24 protein-coding genes, 1 tRNA gene and 1 pseudogene are annotated in these 23,003 nt (G+C 72.7%); 13 read left to right on the top strand and 13 right to left on the bottom strand.

Annotated features, from left to right (window positions below; genetic code table 11):
• Nucleotides 1-245: 245 nt before the first annotated feature.
• A complete protein-coding gene (ricT, locus tag AB0J86_RS36515) occupies nt 246-1,082 on the top strand; it encodes a regulatory iron-sulfur-containing complex subunit RicT (RefSeq protein ID WP_363862665.1) in 837 nt (278 codons plus the stop codon).
• Nucleotides 1,083-1,135: 53 nt separating this feature from the next.
• Here the strand turns inward: ricT and AB0J86_RS36510 are convergent, their stop codons facing one another.
• Nucleotides 1,136-2,845, bottom strand: a complete 1,710-nt coding sequence (locus AB0J86_RS36510; protein WP_363862689.1) for a metallophosphoesterase — start codon at nt 2,843-2,845, stop codon at nt 1,136-1,138.
• Nucleotides 2,846-3,189: 344 nt separating this feature from the next.
• On the opposite strand from AB0J86_RS36510, the gene AB0J86_RS36505 reads away from it, so the two are divergent.
• Together AB0J86_RS36505 and AB0J86_RS36500 are read left to right on the top strand one after the other, a co-directional pair.
• Nucleotides 3,190-3,684 carry a carbonic anhydrase gene (locus AB0J86_RS36505; RefSeq protein WP_363862662.1) on the top strand — a complete coding sequence of 165 codons (495 nt, stop codon included), beginning with the start codon at nt 3,190-3,192 and terminating at the stop codon, nt 3,682-3,684.
• Nucleotides 3,685-3,793: 109 nt separating this feature from the next.
• Nucleotides 3,794-3,867 (top strand) — tRNA-Thr (locus AB0J86_RS36500).
• 221 nt (nt 3,868-4,088) lie between these two features.
• Here the strand turns inward: AB0J86_RS36500 and AB0J86_RS36495 are convergent.
• Entirely contained in the window at nt 4,089-4,667 is a 579-nt protein-coding gene (locus AB0J86_RS36495) for a hypothetical protein (RefSeq protein ID WP_363862659.1), read from the bottom strand.
• 968 nt (nt 4,668-5,635) lie between these two features.
• Here AB0J86_RS36495 and AB0J86_RS36490 point away from each other — a divergent pair.
• Nucleotides 5,636-6,613, top strand: a complete 978-nt coding sequence (locus AB0J86_RS36490; protein WP_363862656.1) for a serine hydrolase — start codon at nt 5,636-5,638, stop codon at nt 6,611-6,613.
• Between the two features lie 66 nt (nt 6,614-6,679).
• On the opposite strand, the gene AB0J86_RS36485 is transcribed toward AB0J86_RS36490, so the two are convergent.
• Nucleotides 6,680-7,495 (bottom strand): MBL fold metallo-hydrolase, encoded by an 816-nt coding sequence (locus tag AB0J86_RS36485; RefSeq protein WP_363862653.1) that lies wholly within the window; start codon nt 7,493-7,495, stop codon nt 6,680-6,682.
• 120 nt (nt 7,496-7,615) lie between these two features.
• Here AB0J86_RS36485 and AB0J86_RS36480 point away from each other — a divergent pair, with 120 nt between their 5' ends.
• Entirely contained in the window at nt 7,616-8,032 is a 417-nt protein-coding gene (locus tag AB0J86_RS36480; protein WP_363862650.1) for a MerR family transcriptional regulator, read from the top strand.
• Nucleotides 8,033-8,113: 81 nt separating this feature from the next.
• On the opposite strand, the gene AB0J86_RS36475 is transcribed toward AB0J86_RS36480, so the two are convergent.
• From AB0J86_RS36475 to AB0J86_RS36450, 6 genes are all read right to left on the bottom strand, one after another.
• Nucleotides 8,114-8,728, bottom strand: a complete 615-nt coding sequence (locus tag AB0J86_RS36475; protein ID WP_363862647.1) for a response regulator transcription factor — start codon at nt 8,726-8,728, stop codon at nt 8,114-8,116.
• Nucleotides 8,728-9,897 (bottom strand): sensor histidine kinase, encoded by a 1,170-nt coding sequence (locus AB0J86_RS36470; protein ID WP_363862645.1) that lies wholly within the window; start codon nt 9,895-9,897, stop codon nt 8,728-8,730. The genes AB0J86_RS36475 and AB0J86_RS36470 overlap by 1 nt, the downstream gene beginning before the upstream one ends.
• Nucleotides 9,894-10,343, bottom strand: coding sequence for a DUF6069 family protein (locus tag AB0J86_RS36465; RefSeq protein ID WP_363862642.1), 450 nt, complete (start codon nt 10,341-10,343; stop codon nt 9,894-9,896). The genes AB0J86_RS36470 and AB0J86_RS36465 overlap by 4 nt, the downstream gene beginning before the upstream one ends.
• 158 nt (nt 10,344-10,501) lie before the next feature.
• The gene (locus AB0J86_RS36460; protein ID WP_363862639.1) at nt 10,502-10,843 is read right to left on the bottom strand and encodes a hypothetical protein; all 342 of its coding nucleotides are present in this window, start codon (nt 10,841-10,843) and stop codon (nt 10,502-10,504) included.
• Nucleotides 10,840-11,037 (bottom strand): hypothetical protein, encoded by a 198-nt coding sequence (locus AB0J86_RS36455; protein WP_363862636.1) that lies wholly within the window; start codon nt 11,035-11,037, stop codon nt 10,840-10,842. Before AB0J86_RS36455 ends, AB0J86_RS36460 begins: the two co-directional genes overlap by 4 nt.
• 179 nt (nt 11,038-11,216) lie before the next feature.
• Nucleotides 11,217-12,404: a helix-turn-helix transcriptional regulator gene (locus AB0J86_RS36450; RefSeq protein WP_363862633.1), complete on the bottom strand. Its 1,188-nt coding sequence runs from the start codon at nt 12,402-12,404 to the stop codon at nt 11,217-11,219.
• 165 nt (nt 12,405-12,569) lie between these two features.
• Here AB0J86_RS36450 and cutA point away from each other — a divergent pair, with 165 nt between their 5' ends.
• Nucleotides 12,570-12,950: a divalent-cation tolerance protein CutA gene (gene cutA, locus AB0J86_RS36445; RefSeq protein ID WP_363862630.1), complete on the top strand. Its 381-nt coding sequence runs from the start codon at nt 12,570-12,572 to the stop codon at nt 12,948-12,950.
• Between the two features lie 22 nt (nt 12,951-12,972).
• On the opposite strand, the gene AB0J86_RS36440 is transcribed toward cutA, so the two are convergent.
• Entirely contained in the window at nt 12,973-13,380 is a 408-nt protein-coding gene (locus AB0J86_RS36440; protein WP_363862627.1) for a hypothetical protein, read from the bottom strand.
• A gap of 148 nt (nt 13,381-13,528) precedes the next feature.
• Here AB0J86_RS36440 and AB0J86_RS36435 point away from each other — a divergent pair, with 148 nt between their 5' ends.
• The 3 genes from AB0J86_RS36435 (at nt 13,529) to AB0J86_RS36425 (ending at nt 15,939) form a co-directional block, all read left to right on the top strand.
• The gene (locus tag AB0J86_RS36435; protein WP_363862624.1) at nt 13,529-14,203 is read left to right on the top strand and encodes a helix-turn-helix domain-containing protein; all 675 of its coding nucleotides are present in this window, start codon (nt 13,529-13,531) and stop codon (nt 14,201-14,203) included.
• A 189-nt stretch (nt 14,204-14,392) separates the two neighbouring features.
• Complete coding sequence (locus AB0J86_RS36430; protein WP_363862621.1) at nt 14,393-15,370, top strand: NADPH:quinone reductase; 978 nt, start codon at nt 14,393-14,395, stop codon at nt 15,368-15,370.
• Nucleotides 15,371-15,564: 194 nt separating this feature from the next.
• The gene (locus tag AB0J86_RS36425; protein WP_363862618.1) at nt 15,565-15,939 is read left to right on the top strand and encodes a VOC family protein; all 375 of its coding nucleotides are present in this window, start codon (nt 15,565-15,567) and stop codon (nt 15,937-15,939) included.
• A 115-nt stretch (nt 15,940-16,054) separates the two neighbouring features.
• Here the strand turns inward: AB0J86_RS36425 and AB0J86_RS36420 are convergent, their stop codons facing one another.
• On the bottom strand, nt 16,055-16,360 hold the full coding sequence (locus AB0J86_RS36420) for a helix-turn-helix domain-containing protein (RefSeq protein WP_363862615.1): 306 nt from the start codon (nt 16,358-16,360) through the stop codon (nt 16,055-16,057).
• Between the two features lie 675 nt (nt 16,361-17,035).
• On the opposite strand from AB0J86_RS36420, the gene AB0J86_RS36415 reads away from it, so the two are divergent.
• The 3 genes from AB0J86_RS36415 to AB0J86_RS36405 are packed head-to-tail and all read left to right on the top strand — an operon-like array spanning nt 17,036 to nt 19,289.
• A complete protein-coding gene (locus AB0J86_RS36415; RefSeq protein ID WP_363862612.1) occupies nt 17,036-17,557 on the top strand; it encodes a DUF2231 domain-containing protein in 522 nt (173 codons plus the stop codon).
• Nucleotides 17,558-17,595: 38 nt separating this feature from the next.
• Complete coding sequence (locus tag AB0J86_RS36410; protein ID WP_363862609.1) at nt 17,596-18,120, top strand: Hsp20/alpha crystallin family protein; 525 nt, start codon at nt 17,596-17,598, stop codon at nt 18,118-18,120.
• The gene (locus AB0J86_RS36405; RefSeq protein WP_363862606.1) at nt 18,117-19,289 is read left to right on the top strand and encodes a glycosyltransferase family 9 protein; all 1,173 of its coding nucleotides are present in this window, start codon (nt 18,117-18,119) and stop codon (nt 19,287-19,289) included. The genes AB0J86_RS36410 and AB0J86_RS36405 overlap by 4 nt, the downstream gene beginning before the upstream one ends.
• A gap of 80 nt (nt 19,290-19,369) precedes the next feature.
• On the opposite strand, the gene AB0J86_RS36400 is transcribed toward AB0J86_RS36405, so the two are convergent.
• Nucleotides 19,370-20,254 (bottom strand): glycosyltransferase family A protein, encoded by an 885-nt coding sequence (locus tag AB0J86_RS36400; protein WP_363862603.1) that lies wholly within the window; start codon nt 20,252-20,254, stop codon nt 19,370-19,372.
• A gap of 257 nt (nt 20,255-20,511) precedes the next feature.
• Nucleotides 20,512-22,254 (bottom strand): annotated as a pseudogene (gene rfaE2, locus AB0J86_RS36395) (D-glycero-beta-D-manno-heptose 1-phosphate adenylyltransferase); the annotation flags it as partial.
• 194 nt (nt 22,255-22,448) lie between these two features.
• Here rfaE2 and AB0J86_RS36390 point away from each other — a divergent pair.
• Entirely contained in the window at nt 22,449-22,994 is a 546-nt protein-coding gene (locus tag AB0J86_RS36390; protein WP_363862600.1) for a type 1 glutamine amidotransferase domain-containing protein, read from the top strand.
• The last annotated feature ends 9 nt before the right edge of the window (nt 22,995-23,003 follow it).

The raw sequence follows: 23,003 nt of genomic DNA, 5'->3' as shown, positions 1-23,003 counted from the left end.
CCCTGCACCCCCCGCAGGTATGCCCCCTACTAGACCCGCTCCATCGGCGTTTGTCGCTGGCTTTGTCCATGATTCAACCGCTCGGGCGAAGCGCAACGGGACAACCGGACGGCCGCCGGGGCCGAGCGTTCGGCGTTCCCGGTCCGTGCCGCCGAACATCCGTCCGTCGTACCGCCGGCCGCCCGCGTCCGGGGCGCCCCGGCCGAGCCGGTACGAGCGCCCGAATCCGTCGTAGGGTGGAGTGCATGGGCATGCTCTGCGCGGTCAGTTTCAACCGGTACGGGCGTCTTTACTACCTGGACCCCGGCGACCTGCGGCCCCAGGTCGGCGACCGGGTGCTGGTGCCCACCGACGACGGCACGGAGGTCGCCGAGTGCGTCTGGGCCGCGCAGTGGGTCAGCGAGGAAACCGACGGCTTCCCCCGCCTGGCCGGCCTGGCCACCGAGGCCGACCTGCACCGCGACGAGGCGCAGCGCAAGCGCAAGGCCGAGGCGAAGGTGGCCGCGAAGCGCCTGATCCGCGAGCACGGCCTGCCGATGAAGGTGGTCGCGGTCGACCACGTGCTGGAGGGCGGCGGCTCGGGCGGGCGCACCACCATCTACTTCACGGCGCCGCACCGGGTGGACTTCCGTTCCCTGGTCCGCGACCTCGGCGCCACGCTGCACTGCCGGGTCGAGCTGCGCCAGCTCTCGGCCCGGGACTCGGCCCGGGTGCAGGGCGGCATCGGCTCCTGCGGTCGCGACCTCTGCTGCGCCACCTTCCTGACCGACTTCGAGCCGGTCACCATCCGGATGGCCAAGGACCAGGACCTGCCGCTCAACCCGCTGCGCATCTCGGGCGCCTGCGGCCGGCTGATGTGCTGCCTGAAGTACGAGCACCCGCTCTACCAGAACTTCCACGCGAGCGCGCCGGCCGTGGGCAGCCGCGTCTCCACCCCGGAGGGGGACGGGCGGGTGGTCGGGCACAGCGTGCCGCGCGACTCGGTGGTGGTCCGGTTGGACGCCGACGGTTCGCGCTGCTCGTGCAGCCGCGCGTCGGTCTGCGGCCCGCGCAAGGCGCACGACGAGCACTACGCGAACTGAGCTGCCGGTGGGGAACCCGCGCGGGTTCCCCACCGGGGCGCGGCACCGTGCGGTCAGCGCAGCGTGAAGGGAGCCTCGGCGAGGCGTACCGGCAGCGGCTCCTCGGGCTGGAGCCAGGGCGAGTGCGGTGCGCCGGCCGGGTCCGGCCGCCAGCGCCGGCAGATCCGGTCGACCGCGATCGGGTACGCCGTGAGGGTGCCGTCCGGGGCGATGTGCATCCGTACGAACGCCTTCGAGTCCTCGATGCCCTGCGCGGCGAACAGCTCGTTGAGGTTGACCCCGAGGCTGCCGGCGACCAGCAGGTACGCCGCCACCACCTCGGCGGCGACGAAGCCGACCACCGGCCCGTAGACGACCGCGGCGGCGACCACCGGCAGCGGCCAGGGCCAGTGCTGGAACGGCAGGTTCAACCAGACCCAGGTGCCGGCCGCGCCGAGCGCCACGTGGACCAGCCCGTGGGTCACGCCCAGGATCCAGTGCCGGCTGTGCCGCTTGCCGCCGGCGCTGGGCGGCTTGGCGAAGAAGGCCGCGCCGAGCACGGTCACGAGCAGCATGGCGACCAGCGGCAGGCTGAAGATCCGCAGCTCGGTGGCGCCGGTACGGTCGCCCGCCACTCCGGCCATGGCCAGCATGAGCAGGGTGTGCAGGGTACCGAGCAGGGTCGCGAAGCCCGGGTTGCGCATCGGCAGGCGGCCGAAGACGCCCCAGGCGTAGCGGCGGGACCGGGCCGCGTCCGGGTACCGCCCGCTGAGCCGGTACGGCTGGCTGCGGCTGACCCGGTGCGACATGGTGTCGCGGGGCGGCACGTCGATGTGCTCGGGAAGCTTGTGCGTGCCGTACAGGTAGGCGCCGCCGCCACCGCAGGTGACCAGCTCGCGGCCCGGGCCGCTGTACCGGGAGTAGTGGTGCAGGTCGCCGGAGATGAGCAGCCGGATCTGGGCGCCGGTCGGGGCGAGCACGGTACGGATGAAGTAGTCGACCGTGGCGTACTCCTGGGGCCGGTCGACGGCCTTGACCCAGGACGGCTCGGGTACCGCCAGGATGACCCGGGAGTGCGGGCCGAGCTCGGCCGCCGCCTGCTGGAAGTAGACCAGCTGCGGATCGTCCAGGTAGGAGCCGGACTGCCCGTCGAGGGCGAACAGCCACCAGTTCGCGGGCAGCTCGACGGCGAAGTACGACCGGCTCTGCGGGGTACGCCAGCCGCCGATGTTGTCGTCGCGGGTGGCGCCGAAGATGCGCAGGAAGGCGGTGAGTCCGTCGTACCAGTCGTGGTTGCCGGGGATGGCGACCAACCGGGGCGACTCCTCGCCGGGCGCCGGCTGCGGCATCGCCGCCTGGTACGGCCCCTTGAACCGGTCCTCGTACGCCGCGCCGCTGGCCGTCGGGTAGACCTGGTCACCGCCCATGACGAGTAGGTCGCCGCGGGGCAGCCGGACGCCGTCGACGGTCAGCTCGGGCTGGGCGAGCAGGTAGGCGACCGAGTAGGTGGCGTTGAAGCCGTCCCCGAGGTCGGCCACGTAGTCGAGCCAGAGCCCGTCGGTGGTGCCGGGCTCGCGGTGGATGTCGCCGCGCAGCGAGTTCTGCAGCTCCCGCTTGTCGAGGTACGCGCCGAAGAGCAGCGCCAGCACGGTACGCAGTCCCGTGATGATCAGCAGCAGCGGGGCGAGCCAGGGAACCGGCGCGCGGGGGGTGAAGCCCAGGTCGCGGGGGTCGAAGCGGCTCGGCCGGTGCGGTGCCAGCGGTTCGGCCTCGGGCGGCCCCACCGTCGCGGTCGGCGGCGACCCGGCCTCGGGCGGCCGGGGTGGCTCGGTGTCCGGTGGCCGGGGTGGCTCGGATCGGTGATCGTCAGTCACGCGACCGGAGCCTAGTCGCGGGGGCCCGCGGTCGCAGTCTGCTGCCGGACGCGCCGCCCGGGTGGCGTGCCTTCGCCGACCCTCGCGTCGCCCAGGTGGCGTGCCTTCGCCGGGCGTCCGGCTCGGCTGCCGCCGACCCGCGGCTCCCGCCGTCGGTGCCGGGGTATCGAGGTGGATTTACCTACTTGCCAGGTAGGAATAGCCGGCTTAATGTCGATGGGACTCGATTTCCCGAACCCGCTGGAGGGATCCCGATGTCCGTCACCGATGAGCTGCTCGCCAACGCCGAGCGCTACCAGGCGACCTTCGACAAGGGGGAGCTGCCGCTGCCGCCGGCCCGCGGCGTGGCGGTCCTCGCCTGCATGGACGCCCGACTGAACCCGTACGGCCTGCTCGGGCTGACCGAGGGCGACGCACACGTCATCCGCAACGCCGGTGGCGTGGTGACCCCGGACGAACTGCGCAGCCTGGCGATCAGCCAGCGGCTGCTCGGTACGACCGAGATCATCCTGATCCACCACACCGACTGCGGCATGCTGACCTTCACCGACGACGAGTTCAAGGCGGCCATCGCGGCGGAGGTGGGGATCAAGCCCACCTGGGCGGCGGAGGCGTTCAGCGACCTCGACGAGGATGTCCGGCAGTCGATCGCCCGGATCAAGGCGGACCCCTTCATCCCCCGGAAGGAGTCGGTGCGTGGTTTCGTCTACGACGTCACGACCGGAGGGCTGCGCGAGGTCAAGGAGTGAGGTCGGCGGGGCCCGCCGAGACCGGCGAGCCCCGCCCGTCGCGCCGCCCCGCGTCCCGGGAAACCCGTGGCGCGGGGCGCTCCGGCGTACCGTACACTTAGTCGCTGTTGCCGCCTTAGCTCAGTCGGTCAGAGCGACGCACTCGTAATGCGTAGGTCGACGGTTCGATTCCGTCAGGCGGCTCGATACAGAAGCCCAGGTCATCGGCCTGGGCTTCGTCGTTTCCGAAGGCGGCCCGCAAGCGGGCCCCGCCGGGCCGCCCCTGGCCTGCTGGCGATCTCCGACCGGCATCGGCCGGCCACGCTTGAGGCGACCAGTACCTGAAGACCTCGGGGCTCGGCCCCGAACCCCGGTCCTCCTCAGAGGTGCCCCGGCCAGGTGATCCGCTTCCCGGATGCAGCCTGTCACTCCGTCGTCGCAGACGAGGCGTTACAGAGTGCGTCGGCGCGCTCGCGCCAAGCGCTTACTTCAACCGTCATGGTGAGCTCGGCGGCTTGCTGGTCGGGGGTCTGCACTGAGAAGCGCATCGGCAGAGGACTCGGGCTGGCCATGCGGCAATCAACCATCAGCCGGACATCTATCCCGTCTGTGCTGCCCGGGATCAACAACAGTGACTGGCCGGTGTCGCGTACCATCACGCCCGTCTCTTGAGCTTCAACGAGACGAACCATGACCGGTATGGAACCAGCATTCACCACCGTGAGCTGGGCGTCTACCTCGGCATTCCCGTCGCGTCCGGTGCCCCCGCTGGTTGGGCCGGCCATAGCGTTAACCGCGACCGTGGCCGGCTGTGCCTGTTGTTCGCGGCGTTCCTGGAACTTGGCAACACCGACACCGCCAAGCGCCACACCGAGAGCGAAGGTACCGACGAGGTACAGCGCCACACGTTGTCTGGACGGCATGCGTTCACCCGGACTCTCGTCCGATCCGGCAGGATCACCCTTCCTCTGGTCCAGGTCGATGAACCCATGCTCTCTTGCCATGCGGAAAGCATAGGGCCGACCTGTCCACCGTCGTCCTCGTCACCGGTCCGCACCCAGTCCGCAAGAGGCCGACGGACAGCAACAGAGAAGTGTGAGATGTCGCGAAGCAATTCCGCTGCTGGGACCCCGTACGATCAGGTCGCCATGGCGGTCAACTTGATCTCGTAATGCGTAGGTCGACGGTTCGATTCCGTCATTCGGCTCAGGGCGGCTTCTGGGTCGTCGCGCGGCTCCCGCCGAGCCGGGAGGGCAACCCGTCGGGGTCGTCCCATGAGTCCGCCGGCCCGGGCCGTGATCGCCGACGACCAGGCCCTGCTACGCGCCAACTTCCGGGTGCTCATCGACAACGAGCCCGGCTTCACCGTTGTCGGCGAGGCGGAAACCGGCCGGGCGGCGGTGGTCCGCCGGACGCGACCATCGACGGGCCCACAACTGCTGAAGACCGCCATGACCGGTACCACCCCTGGCCCCTCCGTGCGCGGTGCTGCCCTGCGGGGCGCCCGCACAGCCCGAGCGTGTTTAATGTGCGGCGGCCTGTGTCCATGCGATTGGAGAGATCGATGCACAACTGGCCCGGGGACCGGCCTGAGCCCGCCCCTGATCCCCGTCGCGGTCCCGGCTACCCCGGCGCCCAGCCCGGTGGTGGCGAGCAGCGGGAATACGGCGGTTACCCCGGAGCGCAGCCCGGTGGTGGTGACCAGCGGGAATATGGCGGTTACCCCGGAGCGCAGCCCGGCGGGCGCGAGCAGCGGGTTTACGGCGGCTATCCCGGCGCCCAGCCCGGTGGTGGCGAGCAGCGCGGGTACGGGGGTTACCCGGGGGCGCAGCCCGGCGGGGGTGAGCAGCGGGGATATGGCGGCTACCCCGGGGCGCAGCCCGGCGGTCATCCCGGGGGACAGCCGGATGGTCGGCGGCCGCGTGTCGATGGCGGCTACCCCGAGGCGCCGGTGTACGGCCACGGACAGCCGGTGGACGGCGGGCAGCCGGAGACGCGGACGGGCGGCCGGCGGCAGCGTGAAGACCCGCCGGGGCGGACGGGCAAGTCCGGCCACTCCCGCCGGGCACTGCTGGCCGCGGCGGCGTTCGCGCTGGCCGGTGGCGGCGTGGTCGGCGCGGGTGCGATCTGGCGCATGTCCGGCTCCGGCTCCGACGACGGTTCCGGGTCGTCGCCGGCGTCCGGTACGGCGACCAAGCCCACCCCCAGCCCGACGCCGGACTACCTCGCCGCCGTGCGTCAGCGGGTCGAGGCGCACGTGCAGGCGACCAAGGGGCGGATCGCCGTGGCCGTCCAGGACCGGGTGACCGGGAGCGCCCTCACCGTCGGTACGCAGCGTTTCCAGACCGCCAGCATCGTCAAGGCAGACATCCTCGCCGCCGTGCTCTGGCACGCGCAGCAGGACAACACAAAGATCAGCAGTACGGACCGCGAGCGGGCCAGGAAGTCGATCACGCAGAGCGACAACGACGCGACGACCGCGCTCTACAACCGGATCGGCGGGAAACCGGGGCTGACCGAGGCGAATCGCGCGTTCGGCATGAAGGAGACCACGGCCGCCGAGAGCTGGGGACGGGCGCAGACCACCGCGGCGGACCAGATCCGCCTGCTCACCGCGGTCACGGCCGACGACGGGCCGCTGGACGAGACCAGCCGCGACTTCCTCTTCGACCTGATGAGTCAGGTCGAGAAGGACCAGGACTGGGGAATCACGGCCGCCGCCACGTCGGCGACCACGGAGAGCTACGTCAAGAACGGGTGGGATCAGCTCGCCGCCGACGGCGGCCGGTGGGAGATCAACAGCATCGGGCGGCTCGTCGAGCCGGGGCACGACTGGCTCATCGCCGTGCTGTCCAGCCGGCACACGAGCATGGACGCGGGGATCCGGATGGTCGAGGACGTGGCCAAGTACACCGTGGGTGAGCTGCGGAAGATCCCCTCGGGGTCCTGATCCGAGCGTCGCCGGCACGCGTCGGGGAGCGCCCCGGGCCGGCTGCCTCGACCCGGGGCCCACCTCTCATCCAAGCGCCGTCCCGTCCAGGTGGCGGCGCAGCTCCCACGGGTCGTGGGCGGAGAAGACCGAGACCTCGTCGCCGTGGTCGCGGACGAGTTCCCGCAGCCGGGCCTGGGAACCGAGCCGCAGGTCGCGGTGCACCTCCGAGCGGGTCTGCACGATGTCCATGACCGGGTGCGGGTGGTGGTCCCGGTCGAGTTCCCGGTGGTAGTAGTACGCGTCGCCGCAGTGCAGCAGCCAGCGGTCGCCGTCGCGTACCGCCACCGCGGTGTGGCCGGCGGTGTGCCCGCCGAGCGGTACCAGTTGGATCTCCGGCGGCAGTCCCTCGGGCTGGATCGCGGTGAAGCCGTACCAGTCGGCGCCGGGGCCCGTCGGGTAGGTGACCCACTTCGGCCCGTGCGCCCAGTGCGCCGGCCGGTACCGCAGGCTCGGCGCCTCCGCGAGGGCCGCGTCCAGCTCGGCGGCGAGGACGTGCACCCGGGCGTCGGGGAAGTCGGGCAGACCACCGCAGTGGTCCACGTCGAGGTGGGTCACGATCACGTGTCGTACGTCGTCGGGCGAGTAGCCGAGCCGGGCGACCTGCCGTACCGCCGTCTCCTCCTCGTCGAGTACCGGCCGGACCGTCTCGACCCAGCTGGCGTCGAGGGACCCGGCCGGGTTCCGTACGTCGTCGAGCCCGAGACCGGTCTCGACCAGGACCAGGCCGTCCGAGTCGGTCTCGACCAGCAGGCAGTGGTTGACGGCGGGCGCGGGGGCGGGGCCCGGGTAGGTGGCCTCGATCGGCCGCATGGACCCGCAGTTCAGGTGGTGGATCTTCATGGGCCTACCCTCTGACTTGAACCGCGATTCAAGTCAAGGCGCGGATCACGTCAGCGCGCGGATCACGTCAAGGCGACGGTTCACGACACGACACAGCGCGGTACGAGTCGAGGAGGCGTGATGGGCGAGGCGCTGCTGGACATCGCCGAGGTGGCCGAGCGGGCCGGGGTGACCCCGTCGGCGCTGCGGTTCTACGAGAAGCGGGCGCTGATCTCGCCGGCCGGGCGCCGGGGGCTGCGCCGTACCTACCGGCCCGACGTGCTCGAACGCCTCGCGTTCATCGCCTGCGCCCAGAACGCCGGCTTCACCATCGCCGAGATCGCCCGATTCCTGGTCGCCACCCCGGACGACACCCGGCTGCGGGCGAAGATGGCGGAGAAGGCGCGGGAACTGGAGGAGAACATCGAGCGGCTCAACCGGATGCGGGCCAGCCTCGAACACGCCTCCACCTGCCTGCACGAGCTGCTGGTCGACTGCCCCGCGTTCCGGGCCGCCTTCGCCCGCCCCCTTACCGGCGAGCCCGCGACCGCCGATTAGCCCGAGCCCGCGACCGCCGGGTAGCCCGAGCCCGCCCGGCGGGGTCGCCGCCGGTTACACCGACGAGGTGGCCCGCGGCGGTCAGAGCCAGCCGTGGTCGCGGGCGATGCTCAGGGCCTCGCCGCGGTTGCGCGCGTCGGTCTTGCCGATCGCCGACGACAGGTAGTTGCGGACGGTGCTCGCCGAGAGGTGCAGCCGGGCGGCGATGTCGGCGATGGTCGCGCCGCCCGACGAGGCGTTCAGCACCTCCCGCTCGCGCTCGGAGAGCGGGTTCGGGCGGGCGACGAGCGCCTGCGCGGCCAGGTGCGGGTCGACGGCGATCTCGCCGGCGAGAACCCGGCGGATGGAGCCGGCCAGCTCCTCCACCGGGTTGTCCTTGACCAGGAATCCCTTCGCTCCGGATTCGAGGGCGCGCTTGAGGTAGCCGGGGCGGCCGAAGGTCGTGACGACGATGACGACGCAGCCGGGGACCGTACGGAGCACGTCGCCGATCACGTCGAGGCCGCTGCGGCCCGGCAGTTCGATGTCGAGCAGTACGACATCGGGGCGCTCCTGCCGTACCGCCGCCACCACCTCGTCGCCCCGGCCGACGGTCGCCACGACGTTCATGTCCTCTTCGAGGTCGAGCAGGCTCGCCAGCGCCGAGCGCATCATGCCCTGGTCCTCGGCGATCAGGATCCTCGTCGTGGCGGCCATCAGGACCGGCCCGCCGCGTGTCCGGCCGTCTCGGGCGCCGGTTCCGCCGTCTCGGGTACCGGCACGGTCGCGGCCAGGCGGAACCCGGAGGCGCTCGCCGACACGGTCAGCTCGCCGCCGAGGTCGGCTACCCGCTCGCGTAGGCCGTGCAGCCCGCTTCCCTTGCCGCCCGCGTCGCCACGGCCGTCGTTGACGATCTCCACACTGGCGACCCTGCCATCGAACTCCACCGCGATGCGGCAACTGCTCGCGGCGGCGTGCCGCAGCACGTTCGTCGTACCCTCCCGGACGACCCAGCCGAGCAGCGCGTCGACCCGCGGGTCGAGCTCGACCGGGGGCGGGGTCACCTCCACCCGCACGTCGCCGGCCGCCAACGCGGTACGGGCGCTCGCCAACTCCTCGGCCAGGCGCACCGAGCGGTACCCGCTCACCGCCTCGCGTACCTCCTTGAGGGCCTGCCGGCCGATGGTCTCGATGTCCCGGGCGTGCTCGACGGCCTTCTCCGGGTCCTTGACGAGCAGCCGCCGCACCGCCTCGGCCTTCACCACCACCAGCGAGAGCGTGTGCCCGAGCAGGTCGTGCAGGTCGCGGGAGAAGCGCAGCCGCTCCTCGGCGACGGCGGCGCGGGCGAGCTGCTCCCGGGTGCGGGTCAGCTCGCTGACGACGCCCACGAGGTACTGCACCAGGAAGGTCGCCGCCCCGGCGAAGAAGGTCGCGAAGCCGAGGGCGAGCGCGGTCGAGAACGAGCCGGTCTCCAGCCCGACCGCGAGCGCCCCGCTGAAGGTGAGCGAGCCGACCAGGCCCAGCGCCGCCCGCTCCCGCACCGCCACGGCCCCCGCGATGGCGAGCAGCGGGAAGAGGAACTCCCGATCGGTACGCCACGCCACGAGGTAGCCGGTGGCGAGCAGGACGAGGAGCAGGAGCATCAGTTCGGCGTACCGTCGATCGTGGACGCGGAACGGCAGCCAGACGGTGGCGGCGTAGGCCGCCCCGAGCAGGACCAGGTACGCCGCCCTGGCCCCCTGCCCGCCGGCGGCCGCGCCGACGAGCGGCGCGACCAGCAGCATCGGCGCCCAGATCAGCGCGAACCACGGCCCGGGGTGCCGCGAGACCCACGTCAGCACGGGCACGGTTTCGAGGCAGTCGCGGCTCTTCCCGTACGTCCTCATCGGGTCACCCGCCCAGCGTCGCGCGACGGGTCGGCCGTGGCCGGCGCGAGCCCGAAGATCAGCGTCACCCCGACGACCAGGTGCATGGCGAGCAGGGTGACGAGCACGCCGCCGCCGGCCCCCATGCCGACCGGTCCGAGGAGTGACACCGCGAGCACCGTCCAGGCGATGATCCGCCAGATCCGGCGACCGCGCGCGGACCGGCTCTCCAGGAACGCTAGCAGCGCCCACCCCACGCCACCCACCAGCAGCGGCGTGACCAGCACCGACGCGGGTCCCACCGACTGCGCCGACGCGCCGGAGCCGACCGTCAGCTCGACCCCGGCGAGCGGGACGCCGACCACCCAGACGACCAGCCCGGCCAGCGCCGCCACCGCCAGGGTGACCGCCCGCCGTACCCGGGGCCGCCGTACCGCCGGCCGGTCGATGCGCATTGCCTCAGTCATCGCTCTTCCTCCCCTTCGGAGCACTTGTCGTGCTGTCGAGCAATGACGCTACGGAGCCGGGGGCGGGCGGCGGCAGGCTCAGGAATCCCGGGTTCCGCAGGACGAATGTCCTGTCGGGGGCCGCTCGGCGGGCTGCGGCTGCCGGGGTACCGGCGGCGTCACGCTCCGCCGGCCGCCCGGTGCAGGGCCCTGATCGTCACCAGGATCTCCCGGCACCAGGGCAGGTCGCAGTCGGAGGAGTCCCAGGAGCATTCGAGGCCGTGTCCGCGTACCCAGGCCAGCTCGGTGTTGAGCGGCTGGGCGTCCACCAGCCAGAGATGCAGCTCGGCCTGGCCGCGTACCCCGACCCTGGGGTACCACTCGTACGGCGCGAGCGCGAGGTGGGTGCCGTCCGGGAGGTCGGGCAGCCGGGCGGCCGGGGCGTTCGGCCGCTCGTCGGTCCAGTCGCAGTGCCCGTGGTGTGCCGTGGGCTCGGGCTCGCAGGCGCCGTGACCGTTCATCTCGCCCGCCTTCCGATGGTGCCGACCAGCACGAGGCGGCCGGTACGGATCAGCAGGCTGCGGGCGTCGCGGCGACGCGTACAGGGATGTCGCTCGCCGCAAACGTCGCACCAGTGTCCATCGGCGGGGAGGTGTACCCGCATGGTCTCGTGGGCGTCCTCGATCGCGTCTTCAATGGCTTTCTCTGCGTTCATCGTCGTCCCCGGTCCGCAGCGGAAGGTGCGGAACCCGGCTCTCGGGGGAGCGAGACCGGGTTCCGCACCCGACTGACCGGACGCGACACCAGTCGTACCGGTGCCGGTCAGATACCGCCGGCTAGCGCGCCCGTGGTCGAGAAACTACGGAGAGTGTGAACGCGCCGCATTGCCTGCTGTTATGCGTTCACCTCGATGCCGACGCGGCGGGCCAGCACCCGAAGATCCTCTGACACCGAGCGGCGGCGGGCCCGACGTACCATCGCCGCGACCGTGTCTTGGGCCAGCGGGTTCATCGCGAAGAGCGCGGGTGCTGCCCGCTCGGCGCGCATGAATGCCACCAACGCCTCCCGGTCGGTACGCCCCGACTGCGCGAGCGCCCGGCCGAGGTCCAGCCAGTACGACTGATGTCGGTTCGCCGCCCGGAGCGGGTCGGGACGGAAGGTGCGGGCCAGTTCGATGACCCGGCCATGCTCGCCGAGCTCGGCCGAGATGGACATGTCCCAGAGTTTGACGTTGGTTGGGCCGAAGCAGCACTGGTTGAAGCCGGCCCCGTCCTGCGGGTCGCCCAGGCTGTCGGCCTCGCGGGCGGCCTCCGCCAGATTCGCGCGGGCGTGGTCGACCCGGCCGTCCACGGCGGAGGTGAACGCCGCCGCGAGATGCAGCTGACCGAGGATCTGGCGTACGTCGGGCGACGCGGCGCCACCTTGCAAATCGTTGAGGGCTCTGCCGGCGACCCGACTCGCGACCCCCGCCGCCTCGATCGGCAGCGCCTGCGTACAGGCGAAGCGGGCCGCGCCGATCCACGCCGGGGACTCGGCTTCCTGCGCGGCGGCCAGCGCCATCCGGCCGGCGGACAGCGCCAGATGGCGATACCCGAGGTGCCGTAGGCACGCCGAGGCGTGGTAGGCGACCTGCGTGAACATCTCCCCGCCGTGCGCGGCCGCCTCCCTCAGCAGGTCCGGCAGCAGACGGGACATCGTGCCGTACTCGGCCTGGTCCCGCAGTTCGATGCTGCGCGCGATGGTGGCCTTGGTCTCTTCCATCGTCGCGGTCGGGGCGCGCCGTTCGCCCTCCTCGATCTCGATGAGGGCGGTCCAGATCGCCGGAACCAGGTCCGCGGCGCCGGCCTTGACCGGGTCGGTCGGATCGCCGGGTTGACCGAGCAGATCGGCGACCGTGACCTGTAGCGCCGCCGCGATGGCGACCAGCGTGGATCGTCGCTCGATGCCCCTGTGGCCCGCCTCGATCTGTGAAATGTAGGGCTGTGAGAGTCCCGCGAGCCCCGCGAGCACGGCCTGGGTCATCCCTCTGCGGCGGAGGCGCCAGTACCTGATGCGTGCGCCGATCGTGTCTGCTGTGGTCATGGCCGGGCCCAACCTCACACATCGCGGACGGACGGCGGCAGACCAGCCGGTGCCACGGGCGCCGCCACATCGAAAGGTACACCTCGATCACCGCACGGTCACCGGTCGATTACCGCTACCGCGAGCCGGGGCCACGCACCTCCCGTCGGTGAATAGGCTCGCCGGGTGACGGAGTACCTAGAGGTGGCGACGGCAACCGAGACCCGGGAAGCGGCGGTCGAACTGGCGGAATCGGCCGTGGCGGCACGGTTGGCCGGCAGCGCGCAGGTGCTCGGTCCGGTTGCCAGCGTCTTCTGGCATCTCGGTGAGCAGGGCGCCGGCGAGGAGTGGCGGTTGCTCCTCTACACGACCGCGAGCCGGTACGAGGCGCTGGAGGCACACCTGCTCGAACGGCATCCGTGGCGCAATCCGCAGCTCAGCGCCACCCCGATCGTCCGGGGCTCTGCCGCGTACCTGGAATGGCTGGACCGGACGGTCTCCGACGCCTCGCCCAGCCGAGACGACGAGGCCGGGTTGCCCGTGGAGTCCGCCAACCCGCAGCGGTAGCGGACTCCACGGGTACCTGCTGCTAGCCGTTGGCCTTCGCCACGGCGGCCACGATCTCCGGCTTGTCGGATTGCAGGCTGGCCCGCCACCCCACGTTGTGCAGCGGGAACTCGTTGATCAGGACGAGTACCTCGTCGGTGTTGGCGATGCCCTGGTAGGCGTCCGCGATGGCCGACTCGATCTTCTGCACCAGCTTGCGCTTGGCATCCCAACGGAACAGTTCGGGTGCCTCCAGCGAGCAGACCGGGCGTACCGGCTCGGCGCCGACCCGCCCGTCCTGGGAGACGTTCTCCACCGGGTACTCGCGCACCCAGCCGCGGGTGTCGGGGATCTGGTATGCCTCGTCGAGCGCCTCGGTGATCTCGTGCAGCATCTTGTGCTTCGCGGCCGGTGCCGCGCCCTCGGGGACGTCGATGGTGAACACGGGCATGAGCTGCCTCCTTGGATGGTCTGGGCGCGGTCAGGCGGGGCCGTAGGCCCGGTCCAGCCGAAGCGGACGGTTGGACATTACTGGTACTCGCTTGGAAAAACCAAGTACTAAGACGAGTTCTCCTACCGAAGCTGCTAACCTTCCTGGCGTGGTGGGCAAGCGGAAGTACGACGAGGGCTGCGCGATCGCGCACGCCCTGGACCTGGTCGGGGAGCGATGGTCGCTGCTCGTGGTCCGGGAGCTGCTGCTCGGGCCGAAGCGCTTCAGTGACCTGCTGTCCGGGCTGCCCGGGGTCAGTACCGACATGCTCACTCTGCGGCTGCGGGAACTCGCCGCGGCCGGGGTCGTGCGTCGCCGCCGGCTGGCCCGGCCCGCCGCGTCCTGGGTCTACGAGCTGACCAGCTGGGGAATGGAGCTGGAGCCGCTGGTCGAATCCCTGGGGCGGTGGGGTGCTCGCTCGCCGGGACTACGCCCGGACGCTCCGGTCGGGACGGACTCGGTGCTGCTCTCGCTCAAGGCCCTGTTCGACACCGCTGCCGCCGCCGGGTTCACCGCGACCCTCGCGCTCCGCCTCGGCGAGGACGACTTCCGGGTGGTGGTCGAAGACGGGCGGATCGACATCGGCCGGGGCGGGCTGGACCGGCCCGACGCCACGCTGGAGTGCGACGTGCCCACCGTGCTCACCCTGCTCCGCACCGATCGGTCCCTCGACGAGGTGCTCGCCGGCGGCGCGGCCCGGCTGGACGGGGACCGTTCCGTGGTCGAGAGGTGGCGCCGGCTGTTCCCGCTGCCGCAACCGGTCCCCGTCGAGGACCGTACGTAGGGCCAACCGGAAGCGCCCGCCCGCGCGGCCGACAGCGCCGGATTCCGTACCGGGCCGCTCGGCCGCCGACGCGGCCCTACTTCCGGAACTCCGCCCGCCCGCCACCGCACCCGGGGACGATCGGGATAGCCGGGTGGCGGCGCGCCACCGGTCGGGGCGAGGTCGGCGGTACGAGATCGGGGGTGGCGCATGCGCGCGGCGTGGTACGACCGGCAGGGGCCGGCGGCAGAGGTGCTCCAGGTCGGCGAGCTGCCGGATCCCGAGCCCGGCGAGGGCGAGGTGCGGGTCCGGCTCACCCGGTCGGGAGTGAACCCGGGCGACGTGAAGAAGCGCCAGGGCGGCACGGGGTCCGGCATGCCGTACCGGCGGGTAGTGCCGCACAGCGACGGCGCGGGCGTCGTCGACGCGGTCGGGCCGGGGGCCGACCGGGGGCGGGTCGGGCAGCGGGTCTGGGTGTACGGCGCGCAGTCGTACCGCCCCTGCGGCACCGCGGCCGAGGCGACGGTGGTGCCGGAGCGGCTGGCCGTACCGCTGCCGGACCAGGTCAGCGACGACGTCGGCGCGAGCCTCGGCATCCCCGGGATCACCGCCCACCGGGCGGTCTTCCGGGACGGTCCGGTGCGCGGCAAGCGGGTGCTCGTACAGGGGGTGCTCGGCGCGGTGGGTTCGCTCGCCGCGCAGCTCGCCCGCTGGGACGGGGCGACGGTGATCGGCACGGTCCGCCGGATGTCCGACGTGCGCGACGTCCCGCCGGGCGTGGCCGACCACGTGGTGGCGCTCGACGGCGCCGACCCGGCCACCCAGATCCGCGACCTCTCCGGCGAGGGCGTCGACCGGATCATCGAGGTGGCCCTCTCCGCCAACGCCGAACTCGACTCGCGGGTGGTCGCGCCGGACGCGGTGATCGCCGTCTACTCCTCGCCGCAGGGCCAGCCGGGCCTGCCGTTCTGGCCGCTGCTCTACGCCAACGCGACGCTGCGGCTGCTCGGCAGCGACAACTTCCCCCGGGAGGCCCGGCAGGCGGCCGTACGCGATCTCACCACGCTCGCGGCGGCCGACGCGTTGACCATCGCGATCGGCGGGGTCTGCGCGCTGGAGGAGGTCGCCGCCGCGCATCGGGCGGTCGAGTCGGGCAGCCGTGGCAGGATCCTCGTCGGCCTCTCCTGAGCGCTTCCGCTGGATAGAAGATCATCTGCATGGTCGGCGCGGAGGCCCAGCTCAGCACGGGTACGTGTGACGCGCGCGGCGTTCCGCCGGGCGATGCCGATATGGTCTGCCAGACGGTCGTACCGGTGGGTAGCCGGCGACCTGACGCCTGCCTCGAACCGGTGGCGGCGACCGTGGCGAACGGAGTTGAACCCATGATCGGGCGGCTGCACGCGGTGGTTCTCGACTGTCCCGACGCCGAGGTGCTGGCCGCCTTCTACGCCGAGTTGACCGGCCTGACCCGCAGACCCGGGAGCCCCTCGGACTGGATCATCCTGGACGGGCGCGACGGGGAGCCGAGACTCTGCCTCCAGGAGGTGGTGGGGTACCGGCCGCCGCGCTGGCCGGACCCGGGCTTCCCGCAGCAGATGCACCTCGACGTCGAGGTGGCCGACATCGGGGCGGCGGAGCCGAGGGTGCTCGCGCTGGGCGCCCGGCTGCTCCAGGGCGGCGGCGGGCGCAACTCCGGATTCCGGGTCTACGCCGACCCGGCCGGGCACCCGTTCTGCCTGGTCTGGGGCCAGGACTGAGAAGACCGGCAGGCCCTGCCGCTGGCGTGCCTCGTCTCGGCTGACAAACGGTCCCTCAGGGTGCGAGGGACCGTGCGGCGTCGGGTGCCGGGGGCGTGCCCCCGAACGGGCGGGTTCAGTCGCGCCTGCGTTCTTCGTTCTGTCGCAGGGCTTCTTCGAGCTGATCCTCAAGGATGACGATCCGGCAGGCCGCCTCCAGGGCGGTGCCCTGGTCGACCAGTTCGCGGACCCGGGCGGCCAGCCGAAGCTGGTAGCGGGAGTAGCGCCGATGCCCGCCGCCCGAACGGTGCGGATCGATCAGTTTCGCCTCGTCCAGCCTGCGTAGGAAATCCTGTGACGTACCGACGATCTCGGCGGCCTGGCCGATCGTGTAGGCGGGGTAGTTCTCGTCGCCGAACATGTCATCGGGGTCTCGGCCCATGCCACCTCCATGTCGAGGGCCCCGGCGCGTAAGCGCCGGGGCCCAGGGTTAGGGGTCAGAAACACCATTCACCGACCGAAACGTCGGCCTTCGTATCCGCGCCCGCCACCTCTATCGGGGTCGGGTGCGGGGATCGCATAAGCGTGACCGGAGACCACCTCCCGTTCGGGGGACCTACGGTGTCCGCCCGGCATGAACGACAGCCGGTGGCGGGCGATCCAACGGTGTACGGCCCTCCCTTTCCTCTGCTTCTATCTCTTGCCTAGGTGCTTCCCGGTGCGGGGCCTCCTGACTCGGTGGCCCCCGCACCGGGGTGGAACGGTCAGCCGGAGTCCTGAGACTGCCCTGACTCCTGCTGCGCGCCCGTCGTGCCGCCACGGCCGGGCGGTGCGTCTGCGTCTTTGTCTAACCTGGCGACCACAGGAATGTTAGCACCCGGCGCGAGGATCTCTAGTCCAGACAGCCCAGATTTTCTCGGCGGCACTTCGAGGTTCCGACCTGCCCGGCGGTCGAGTTCCGGCGTTTCCGGCCGCCGATGCGCACCGCCCGCTCGGGGCGTGACCGTTGGAGTCGCCCTGGCGGCAGGTTGCCGGCTGGTCCGTCGGCGCCCAGATTCGCGGCCGGCAAATTGGGTCGATCCCGGACATCTTTGGGTTTTGTCGGCAGAATGGTCCCGTGGAGAGCCGACTCAAGGCGCTGGGCCACCCGGTGCACCCGATGCTGGTGATGTTCCCCGCCGCACTCCTGGTCACCGCGGTCATCTTCGACGTGGTCGACGTGGTCGGCGGGCCCGACTTCCTCGGTGAGGTCGCGTACTGGAACATCGTGGTCGGCGTGGTCGTCGGCGTACTCGCGATGGCGGCCGGCGCGGTCGACCTGCTCGCCATCCCCGCCGGTACCCGGGCCAAACGGATCGGCGTCACCCACGCCCTCATCAACACCTGCGTGATCCTGCTCTTCGCCGGGATCTGGGCGGTGCGCTTCGCCGCCGACCGGCGCGGCGCCGGGGGCGGGCTGATCGCCATCGAGCTGGTGGCGATGATCGGCGTCGGCCTGGGCGCCTGGTTCGGCGGCGAACTGGTCGACCGGCTCGGCGTCGGGGTGGACCGGGAGGCCGATCTGAACGCCTCCAACTCGCTGCTCGCGCAGGCCCAGTCGGCGCCGGAGCGGCTCCGGCACCCCGAGAGCGCCGGCTGACGCCGCGCCCCGGACGCGAACCGAGCGGAGGCACGCGGATGACACACCCGACCCGATGGTCGAACCACGGCTGGGATCCCCGGGGCGAGCTGCACGCCCTCCGGGCGGAGCTGGGCCGGCTGGTCGGCTCGGCGCTGGTCGGAGCCGGCGGCGGTACCCCCGATGTGGAGCTGCGCGAGATCGACGACGGGTGGGCGGTGATCGCCCGGCTGCCCGGGGTGGCGCCCGAGGAGGTGGCGCTCGAACTCGACGACCGGGAACTCTGCATCCGGGCCCGCTCCGAGGAGGAGGTCAACGCCGACCAGGGCATGCCCGGCACCGGCTCGCGGGTGCGGGGCTTCGAGTACCGGGTGACCCTGCCCGCCCAGGCCGACGCGGGGCAGATCGACGCCGTCATGGACCACGGGCTGCTGACCGTCACCGTTCCCCGCTCGGCGCAGGCCCAGCGGCGCACCATCACGGTCGGCCGACCCCCGTACGACGGCGGCAGCGGCGGTGCCGGCCGCCCGCACCCGGTGGACCCGGCGGCCGACCGGGAGATGCACCAGCCGGAGGTGGGGTGATCGGGCGGGTACGGGACATCGTCCCCGACGTCGAGCGCATCGCGGTCCTGCGGGCCAACGCGCTGGGTGACTTCATCTTCGTACTGCCCGCGCTGGAGGCGCTGCGCGCCTGCTACCCGTACGCCGAACTGGTGTTGCTCGGCGCGCCCTGGCACGAGAGCCTGCTGCGGAACCGGCCCGGCCCGGTCGACCGGGTGCTGGTGGTACCGCCCGTCGAGGGGATCCGGGCGCCGGTGCCCGGCGATTCGCCCGAGCCGGCCGAGGCGATGGTCGACTTCCTGGCGGACGCCCGGCGGGAGCGCTTCGACCTGGCCCTGCAACTGCACGGCGGCGGCGCGAACTCGAATCCCCTGGTCGCGGCGCTCGGGGCCCGGGTCACCGCGGGCCTGCGCGCCGAGGACGCACCACCGCTGGACCGCTGGATGCGGTACGTCTTCTACCAGCCCGAGATCGTCCGCTACCTGGAGGCGGTCGGCCTGGTCGGGGCGCAGCCGCTGCGGCTCGCGCCCCGGCTCGCGGTGACCGGGGCGGACCTGGACGAGGCGGCGGCGGTCGCCGGCGAGCCGGTACGCCCCCGCGTCGCCCTGCACCCCGGGGCCAGCGACCCGCGCCGGCGCTGGCCGGCCGAGCGCTTCGCCGAGGTCGCCGCAGAGCTGGCGACCGCCGGGTACGAGGTCGTGGTCACCGGCAGCGCCGGGGAGCGGGAACTGGCCGAGCGGGTGGCCGACCGGGCGCGCGGACCCGTACGGTCGCTCGCCGGCCAGCTGTCGCTGGGCGGGCTGATCGGGCTCTACGCGGGTTGTCGGCTGGTCGTCTCGAACGACACCGGACCGGTGCACGTGGCGGCGGCGGTGGACACCCCGACCGTCGGCATCTTCTGGGTCGGCAACATCATCAACTGCGCGGTGCCGCTGCGCGCCCGGCACCGGCCGATCGCCTCCTGGACCATCAACTGCCCGATCTGCGGCGTCGACTGCAGCCGGGACATCTACCCGTACCGCCCGGGCGGCGACTGTGCCCACCAGGAGTCCTTCGTCACGGACGTACCGGTGGACGAGGTGCTGGAGGCGGCGGCCGACCTGCTGGACGGCGGCGGCCCGACCGGTCAGGCCGCCGCCGAGCCGATGGCGGGCGCCCTCGGCCGCCCGCTGCTGCGCGGCACCCGCTGACCGGCAGCCCCGGCCGCCCGGTGCTGGGCAGCATCCGCTGACCGGCATCCCCTGATCGGCACGCCCGCGCCGGCCCCGGCCTACGGGGTCGCCGGCTCGCGGGCCGCCTCGTCGGCGAGCACGACCTCCCAGGCCTCCACGTCCCGTTCGGTGACCGTCGTGGGCGCCTCCAGGTGGTACGCGCCGCTGGGCAGGATGCCGGCGCCGCCGTACCGGCGCATCACGGCGAGCTGCGCGGCCACGTCCTCGCCCTGGTGACGGGGGCTGAGCCGGCGCCAGAAGTCGAAGCCGCCGGCCGCGCGGAGCCGGGCCCGGTCGTAGAGGACGCATCCGCCGATCCAGGAGACCTTGTACGCCCGCCACTGCCCGTCCGGCAGCCGCCGCTCGGCGGTGACGTGCAGCAGGTTGGCCGCCGGGTGGATCCGCGCCCGGTTCCACTCCGGCGTGCCGGGGCGTACCTCCTCCGGCACCGGCGGCCCGGACCACTCCTCGTAGTGCTCGTGCGTCTCCGGCCGGACGTCGTCCAGATAGGAGAGTCCGTGCACCGCGTTGCCCACGAAACCGCAGCCCAGTTCGGTGATGGCGGTGAGCAGGCGGTCCACCGTTCCCGGCTCCAGCCAGACGTCGTCGTCTAGGTAGAGCACGTACCGGGCGGCCGACTGGTCGAGCAGGTACGCGCGGTGCTCCGCCAGCCCGCGCCGGGGCAACCGCCGGGTGAGCCGTACCGGGTGCCCGGCGTGCCGCAGCACCCGGACCATGGTGGCCACCGACGGGTCGGTCCAGGGCGGCGCGGCGTCCGACTGGTCGCTGACCACCACCCCGAACCCGGCGGCGCTGGCCTGGGCGGCCAGCCCGGAGAGGGTGACCGCCAGCTCGGTCGGGCGGTTGCGGGTCGGGATCAGCACGTCGAGCGCCCGGTCGGCCGGGAACTCGTCCGGCAGGCTGGGCTCCAGCGGTCGGGTCACGACGACCCGCCCGCCTCGCTGATCTCGGCGGGCTCGCCGGTCTCCAGCAGGTGTCCCGTGTCCGTCCGGCGACCGCCGTCGACCCGCCGCGCGGCGGCGTGCCCCGGCTGTCCGGTCTGCCCCGGCTGGCCGGCGTCCACCAACTGACCTTCGTCCACCAACTGAGCGGTGTCGACGCGCTGGCCGGCCTCGGTCGTGCTGGCCAACTGGCCGGCCTCGGTCGTGCCGACCGGCTGTCCGGCGGCGCGGTCGGCCGCGTACGACCGGATCCGGGCCAGGATCGCCGAGGTGGAACGGTCCGGCACGTACCCGAGCGTGCGCACCTCGCCGCCGAGGCGGCGTACCAGGGGTGCCTCCGGCACCAGCTCGGGCGGGTAGTCGCCGCCCTTGACGTACACGTCGGGCCGGACCGACTCGATCAGCTCGCTCGGCGAGTCCTGCTCGAAGACCACCACGTAGTCCACGCAGGAGAGCGCCGCCAGCACGGCCACCCGGTCCTCGACCGGGTTCACCGGCCGGTCCGGGCCCTTCAGCCGCCGTACGCTGTCGTCCGAGTTGACCGCGACGATGAGCAGGTCGCCCAGCTCGCGCGCCTGTTCGAGATAGCGGACGTGGCCCCGGTGCAGCACGTCGAAGCAGCCGTTGGTGAAGACGACGCGTCGCCCGGCGTGCCGGTGCCGGTCCACCACGGCGGCCAGCCGGTCGTGGCCGAGCAGGGCCGGCGTGCCGTCCTCGATGGCGGTACCGAGCGCGGCGAGCAGGTCGTCGCGGCGGCAGACGCACGTACCGGTGCCCGAGACCGTGCTGGTCGCGGCGAGCTGCGCCAGCGCGGCGGCGATCGGCAGCGGCGCGTCGGCCGCCAGGGCCAGGGTCATCGCGGCCAGGTACGCGTCGCCGGCGCCGACCGCGTGGCTCGCCGGCACCGGCGTGGCATGGCTGCGGCGGGTGCTTCCGTCCGCCCCGCCGACCACCGCGCCCTCGGTGTCCAGGGTGACCGCCACGACGTCCGCGCCGGTCCGCTCGCGCAGTTCCGGCAGGCGCGACTCGGCCAGCCCGACCCGGTCGATCCCGTCCCCGACCATGGTGAGGCCGTCGCCGGCCACCACGATCTCGTGGCCGACCACGGCGATCTCGTCGCCGGTCAGGGTCAGCCCCTCGGTCTCGGGTGCGCCGCCCTCCGGCGTGACGGCCGCGGTACCGCCGGATCCCGGGCCGGTGCCACCGGACTCCGGCCCGGTCCCGCCGGTACCCGTGCCGGCGGCGCCGGGCGGGGGCGGTACGGCCGGCCCGGTGGGCGGGGGCGGTACGGCCGGCGCGGTGGCGTTGAGCAGCCGGGTCGCCTCCGCGAAACTCGGCGTCACCACGGTCGGGGCGAGCCCGCGCCAGCCGGCCAGGTCGTGCGCGTCCAGCGCCACCGTGGCGAAGAGTTCGCGGTGCGCCACCAGCCAGGCGCGGACCGGATCCGGCAGCGCGCCGAGACCGTAGTCGCAGACCACCAGGGTCGGCGCCTGCCCGTCCCCGTAGACGATCATTTCCTCGGTGGCGCAGGAGAGCGCGCTGATCAGTCGGTGCACTCCCTCGTCGGGCAGCTCCTCGTCGGCCTCGCCCTCGTCCTCGCGGATCAGGATCTGGTCGGCCGCGAGCAGCCGTCGCTTGACCGGCGTGGGCCGGCCGGGATGCGACACGGTCCGGTCCCAGACGCCGGCCCGGTCCAGGCAGTCGTGCAGTTCGTCACCGGGCGCGTCCGCGCCGACCGGTGCGACCAGGGCGGGACGGCCGCCGAGGGCGGCCAGGTTCACGGCCGTGTTCGCGGCGCCGCCGGCCGCCACCAGCCGCCGCCGCAGGGTGAGTACCGGTGCCGGCGCCTCCCGGCAGAGCCGGTCCGACTCGGCGAACCGCCACTCGTCGAGCATCGCGTCGCCCACCACCAGGACGCCCCGGCCGAACCAGCTCTCGACGACCTCCGCGAGCCGTCGCGTCTCCGCTGCTGCTGTCGCCATACCCGCCCGACTCCCCGGCCCCGACCGGCTCAAACCTTCGCCCGGCGCGGCCCGGCCGCAGGCGCCGTCGCCGGTGGCCCGCGCCGCCCGGCCGGACCGGAATCACGGCCGGCGGGTGTTTTAGGGGTTTCCCGCCCGGGCAGGAGATCTGACGGGGAACGACAAACCCGACCTGTGGAAAGGAGTTGCCCGAAATGGCGTCACTATCGGGGAAGCGCATCGCGTTCCTGGCCACCGACGGGGTGGAGGAGGTCGAGTACACGCAGCCGCGTGAGGCGGTCGAGTCCGCCGGCGCCGAGGTCGACCTCGTCTCGATCAAGCCCGGGTCGATCCAGTCCTTCAACCACCTGGACAAGTCGAAGACGTACGACGTCGACGTGACCGTCGCCGACGCCCAGGCGGACCGGTACGACGGGCTGGTGCTGCCGGGCGGGGTGGCGAACCCGGACTTCCTGCGTACCGACCCGGACGCGCTGCGTTTCGTCCGGGCGTTCTTCGACGCCGGCAAGCCCGTCGGCGCGATCTGCCACGGACCGTGGACGATGATCGACGCCGGGGTGGTCGCCGGCCGTACGTTGACCTCCTGGCCCAGCCTCCGTACCGACCTCGCGAACGCCGGCGCGACCTGGGTCGACGAGGAGTGTTACGTGGACAACGGCCTGGTCACCAGCCGCAAGCCCGACGACCTGCCGGCCTTCTGCAAGAAGATCGTGGAGGAGTTCGCCGAGGGCAGGCACTGAGCCTGCCGC

Source organism: Micromonospora sp. NPDC049559, assembly GCF_040676675.1.
In the GTDB taxonomy this organism is placed as follows: Bacteria; Actinomycetota; Actinomycetes; order Mycobacteriales; family Micromonosporaceae; genus JBFAPK01.
Note: the sequence above shows the minus strand (reverse complement) of the source record. Positions and strands in the feature narration are given on the sequence as shown.

Excerpts from the sequence above, each read along its gene's own strand:
- AB0J86_RS36425 (WP_363862618.1), top strand. The coding sequence starts at position 15,565 with ATGATCGGGCGGCTGCACGCGGTGGTTCTCGACTGTCCCGACGCCGAG.
- AB0J86_RS36390 (WP_363862600.1), top strand. The coding sequence starts at position 22,449 with ATGGCGTCACTATCGGGGAAGCGCATCGCGTTCCTGGCCACCGACGGG.
- AB0J86_RS36505 (WP_363862662.1), top strand. The coding sequence starts at position 3,190 with ATGTCCGTCACCGATGAGCTGCTCGCCAACGCCGAGCGCTACCAGGCG.
- AB0J86_RS36475 (WP_363862647.1), bottom strand. The coding sequence starts at position 8,728 with ATGGCCGCCACGACGAGGATCCTGATCGCCGAGGACCAGGGCATGATG.
- AB0J86_RS36440 (WP_363862627.1), bottom strand. The coding sequence starts at position 13,380 with ATGCCCGTGTTCACCATCGACGTCCCCGAGGGCGCGGCACCGGCCGCG.
- AB0J86_RS36420 (WP_363862615.1), bottom strand. The coding sequence starts at position 16,360 with ATGGGCCGAGACCCCGATGACATGTTCGGCGACGAGAACTACCCCGCC.
- AB0J86_RS36485 (WP_363862653.1), bottom strand. The coding sequence starts at position 7,495 with ATGAAGATCCACCACCTGAACTGCGGGTCCATGCGGCCGATCGAGGCC.
- AB0J86_RS36430 (WP_363862621.1), top strand. The coding sequence starts at position 14,393 with ATGCGCGCGGCGTGGTACGACCGGCAGGGGCCGGCGGCAGAGGTGCTC.
- AB0J86_RS36480 (WP_363862650.1), top strand. The coding sequence starts at position 7,616 with ATGGGCGAGGCGCTGCTGGACATCGCCGAGGTGGCCGAGCGGGCCGGG.
- AB0J86_RS36465 (WP_363862642.1), bottom strand. The coding sequence starts at position 10,343 with ATGACTGAGGCAATGCGCATCGACCGGCCGGCGGTACGGCGGCCCCGG.
- AB0J86_RS36460 (WP_363862639.1), bottom strand. The coding sequence starts at position 10,843 with ATGAACGGTCACGGCGCCTGCGAGCCCGAGCCCACGGCACACCACGGG.
- AB0J86_RS36470 (WP_363862645.1), bottom strand. The coding sequence starts at position 9,897 with ATGAGGACGTACGGGAAGAGCCGCGACTGCCTCGAAACCGTGCCCGTG.
- AB0J86_RS36495 (WP_363862659.1), bottom strand. The coding sequence starts at position 4,667 with ATGGCAAGAGAGCATGGGTTCATCGACCTGGACCAGAGGAAGGGTGAT.
- AB0J86_RS36410 (WP_363862609.1), top strand. The coding sequence starts at position 17,596 with ATGACACACCCGACCCGATGGTCGAACCACGGCTGGGATCCCCGGGGC.
- ricT (WP_363862665.1), top strand. The coding sequence starts at position 246 with ATGGGCATGCTCTGCGCGGTCAGTTTCAACCGGTACGGGCGTCTTTAC.
- AB0J86_RS36455 (WP_363862636.1), bottom strand. The coding sequence starts at position 11,037 with ATGAACGCAGAGAAAGCCATTGAAGACGCGATCGAGGACGCCCACGAG.
- AB0J86_RS36450 (WP_363862633.1), bottom strand. The coding sequence starts at position 12,404 with ATGACCACAGCAGACACGATCGGCGCACGCATCAGGTACTGGCGCCTC.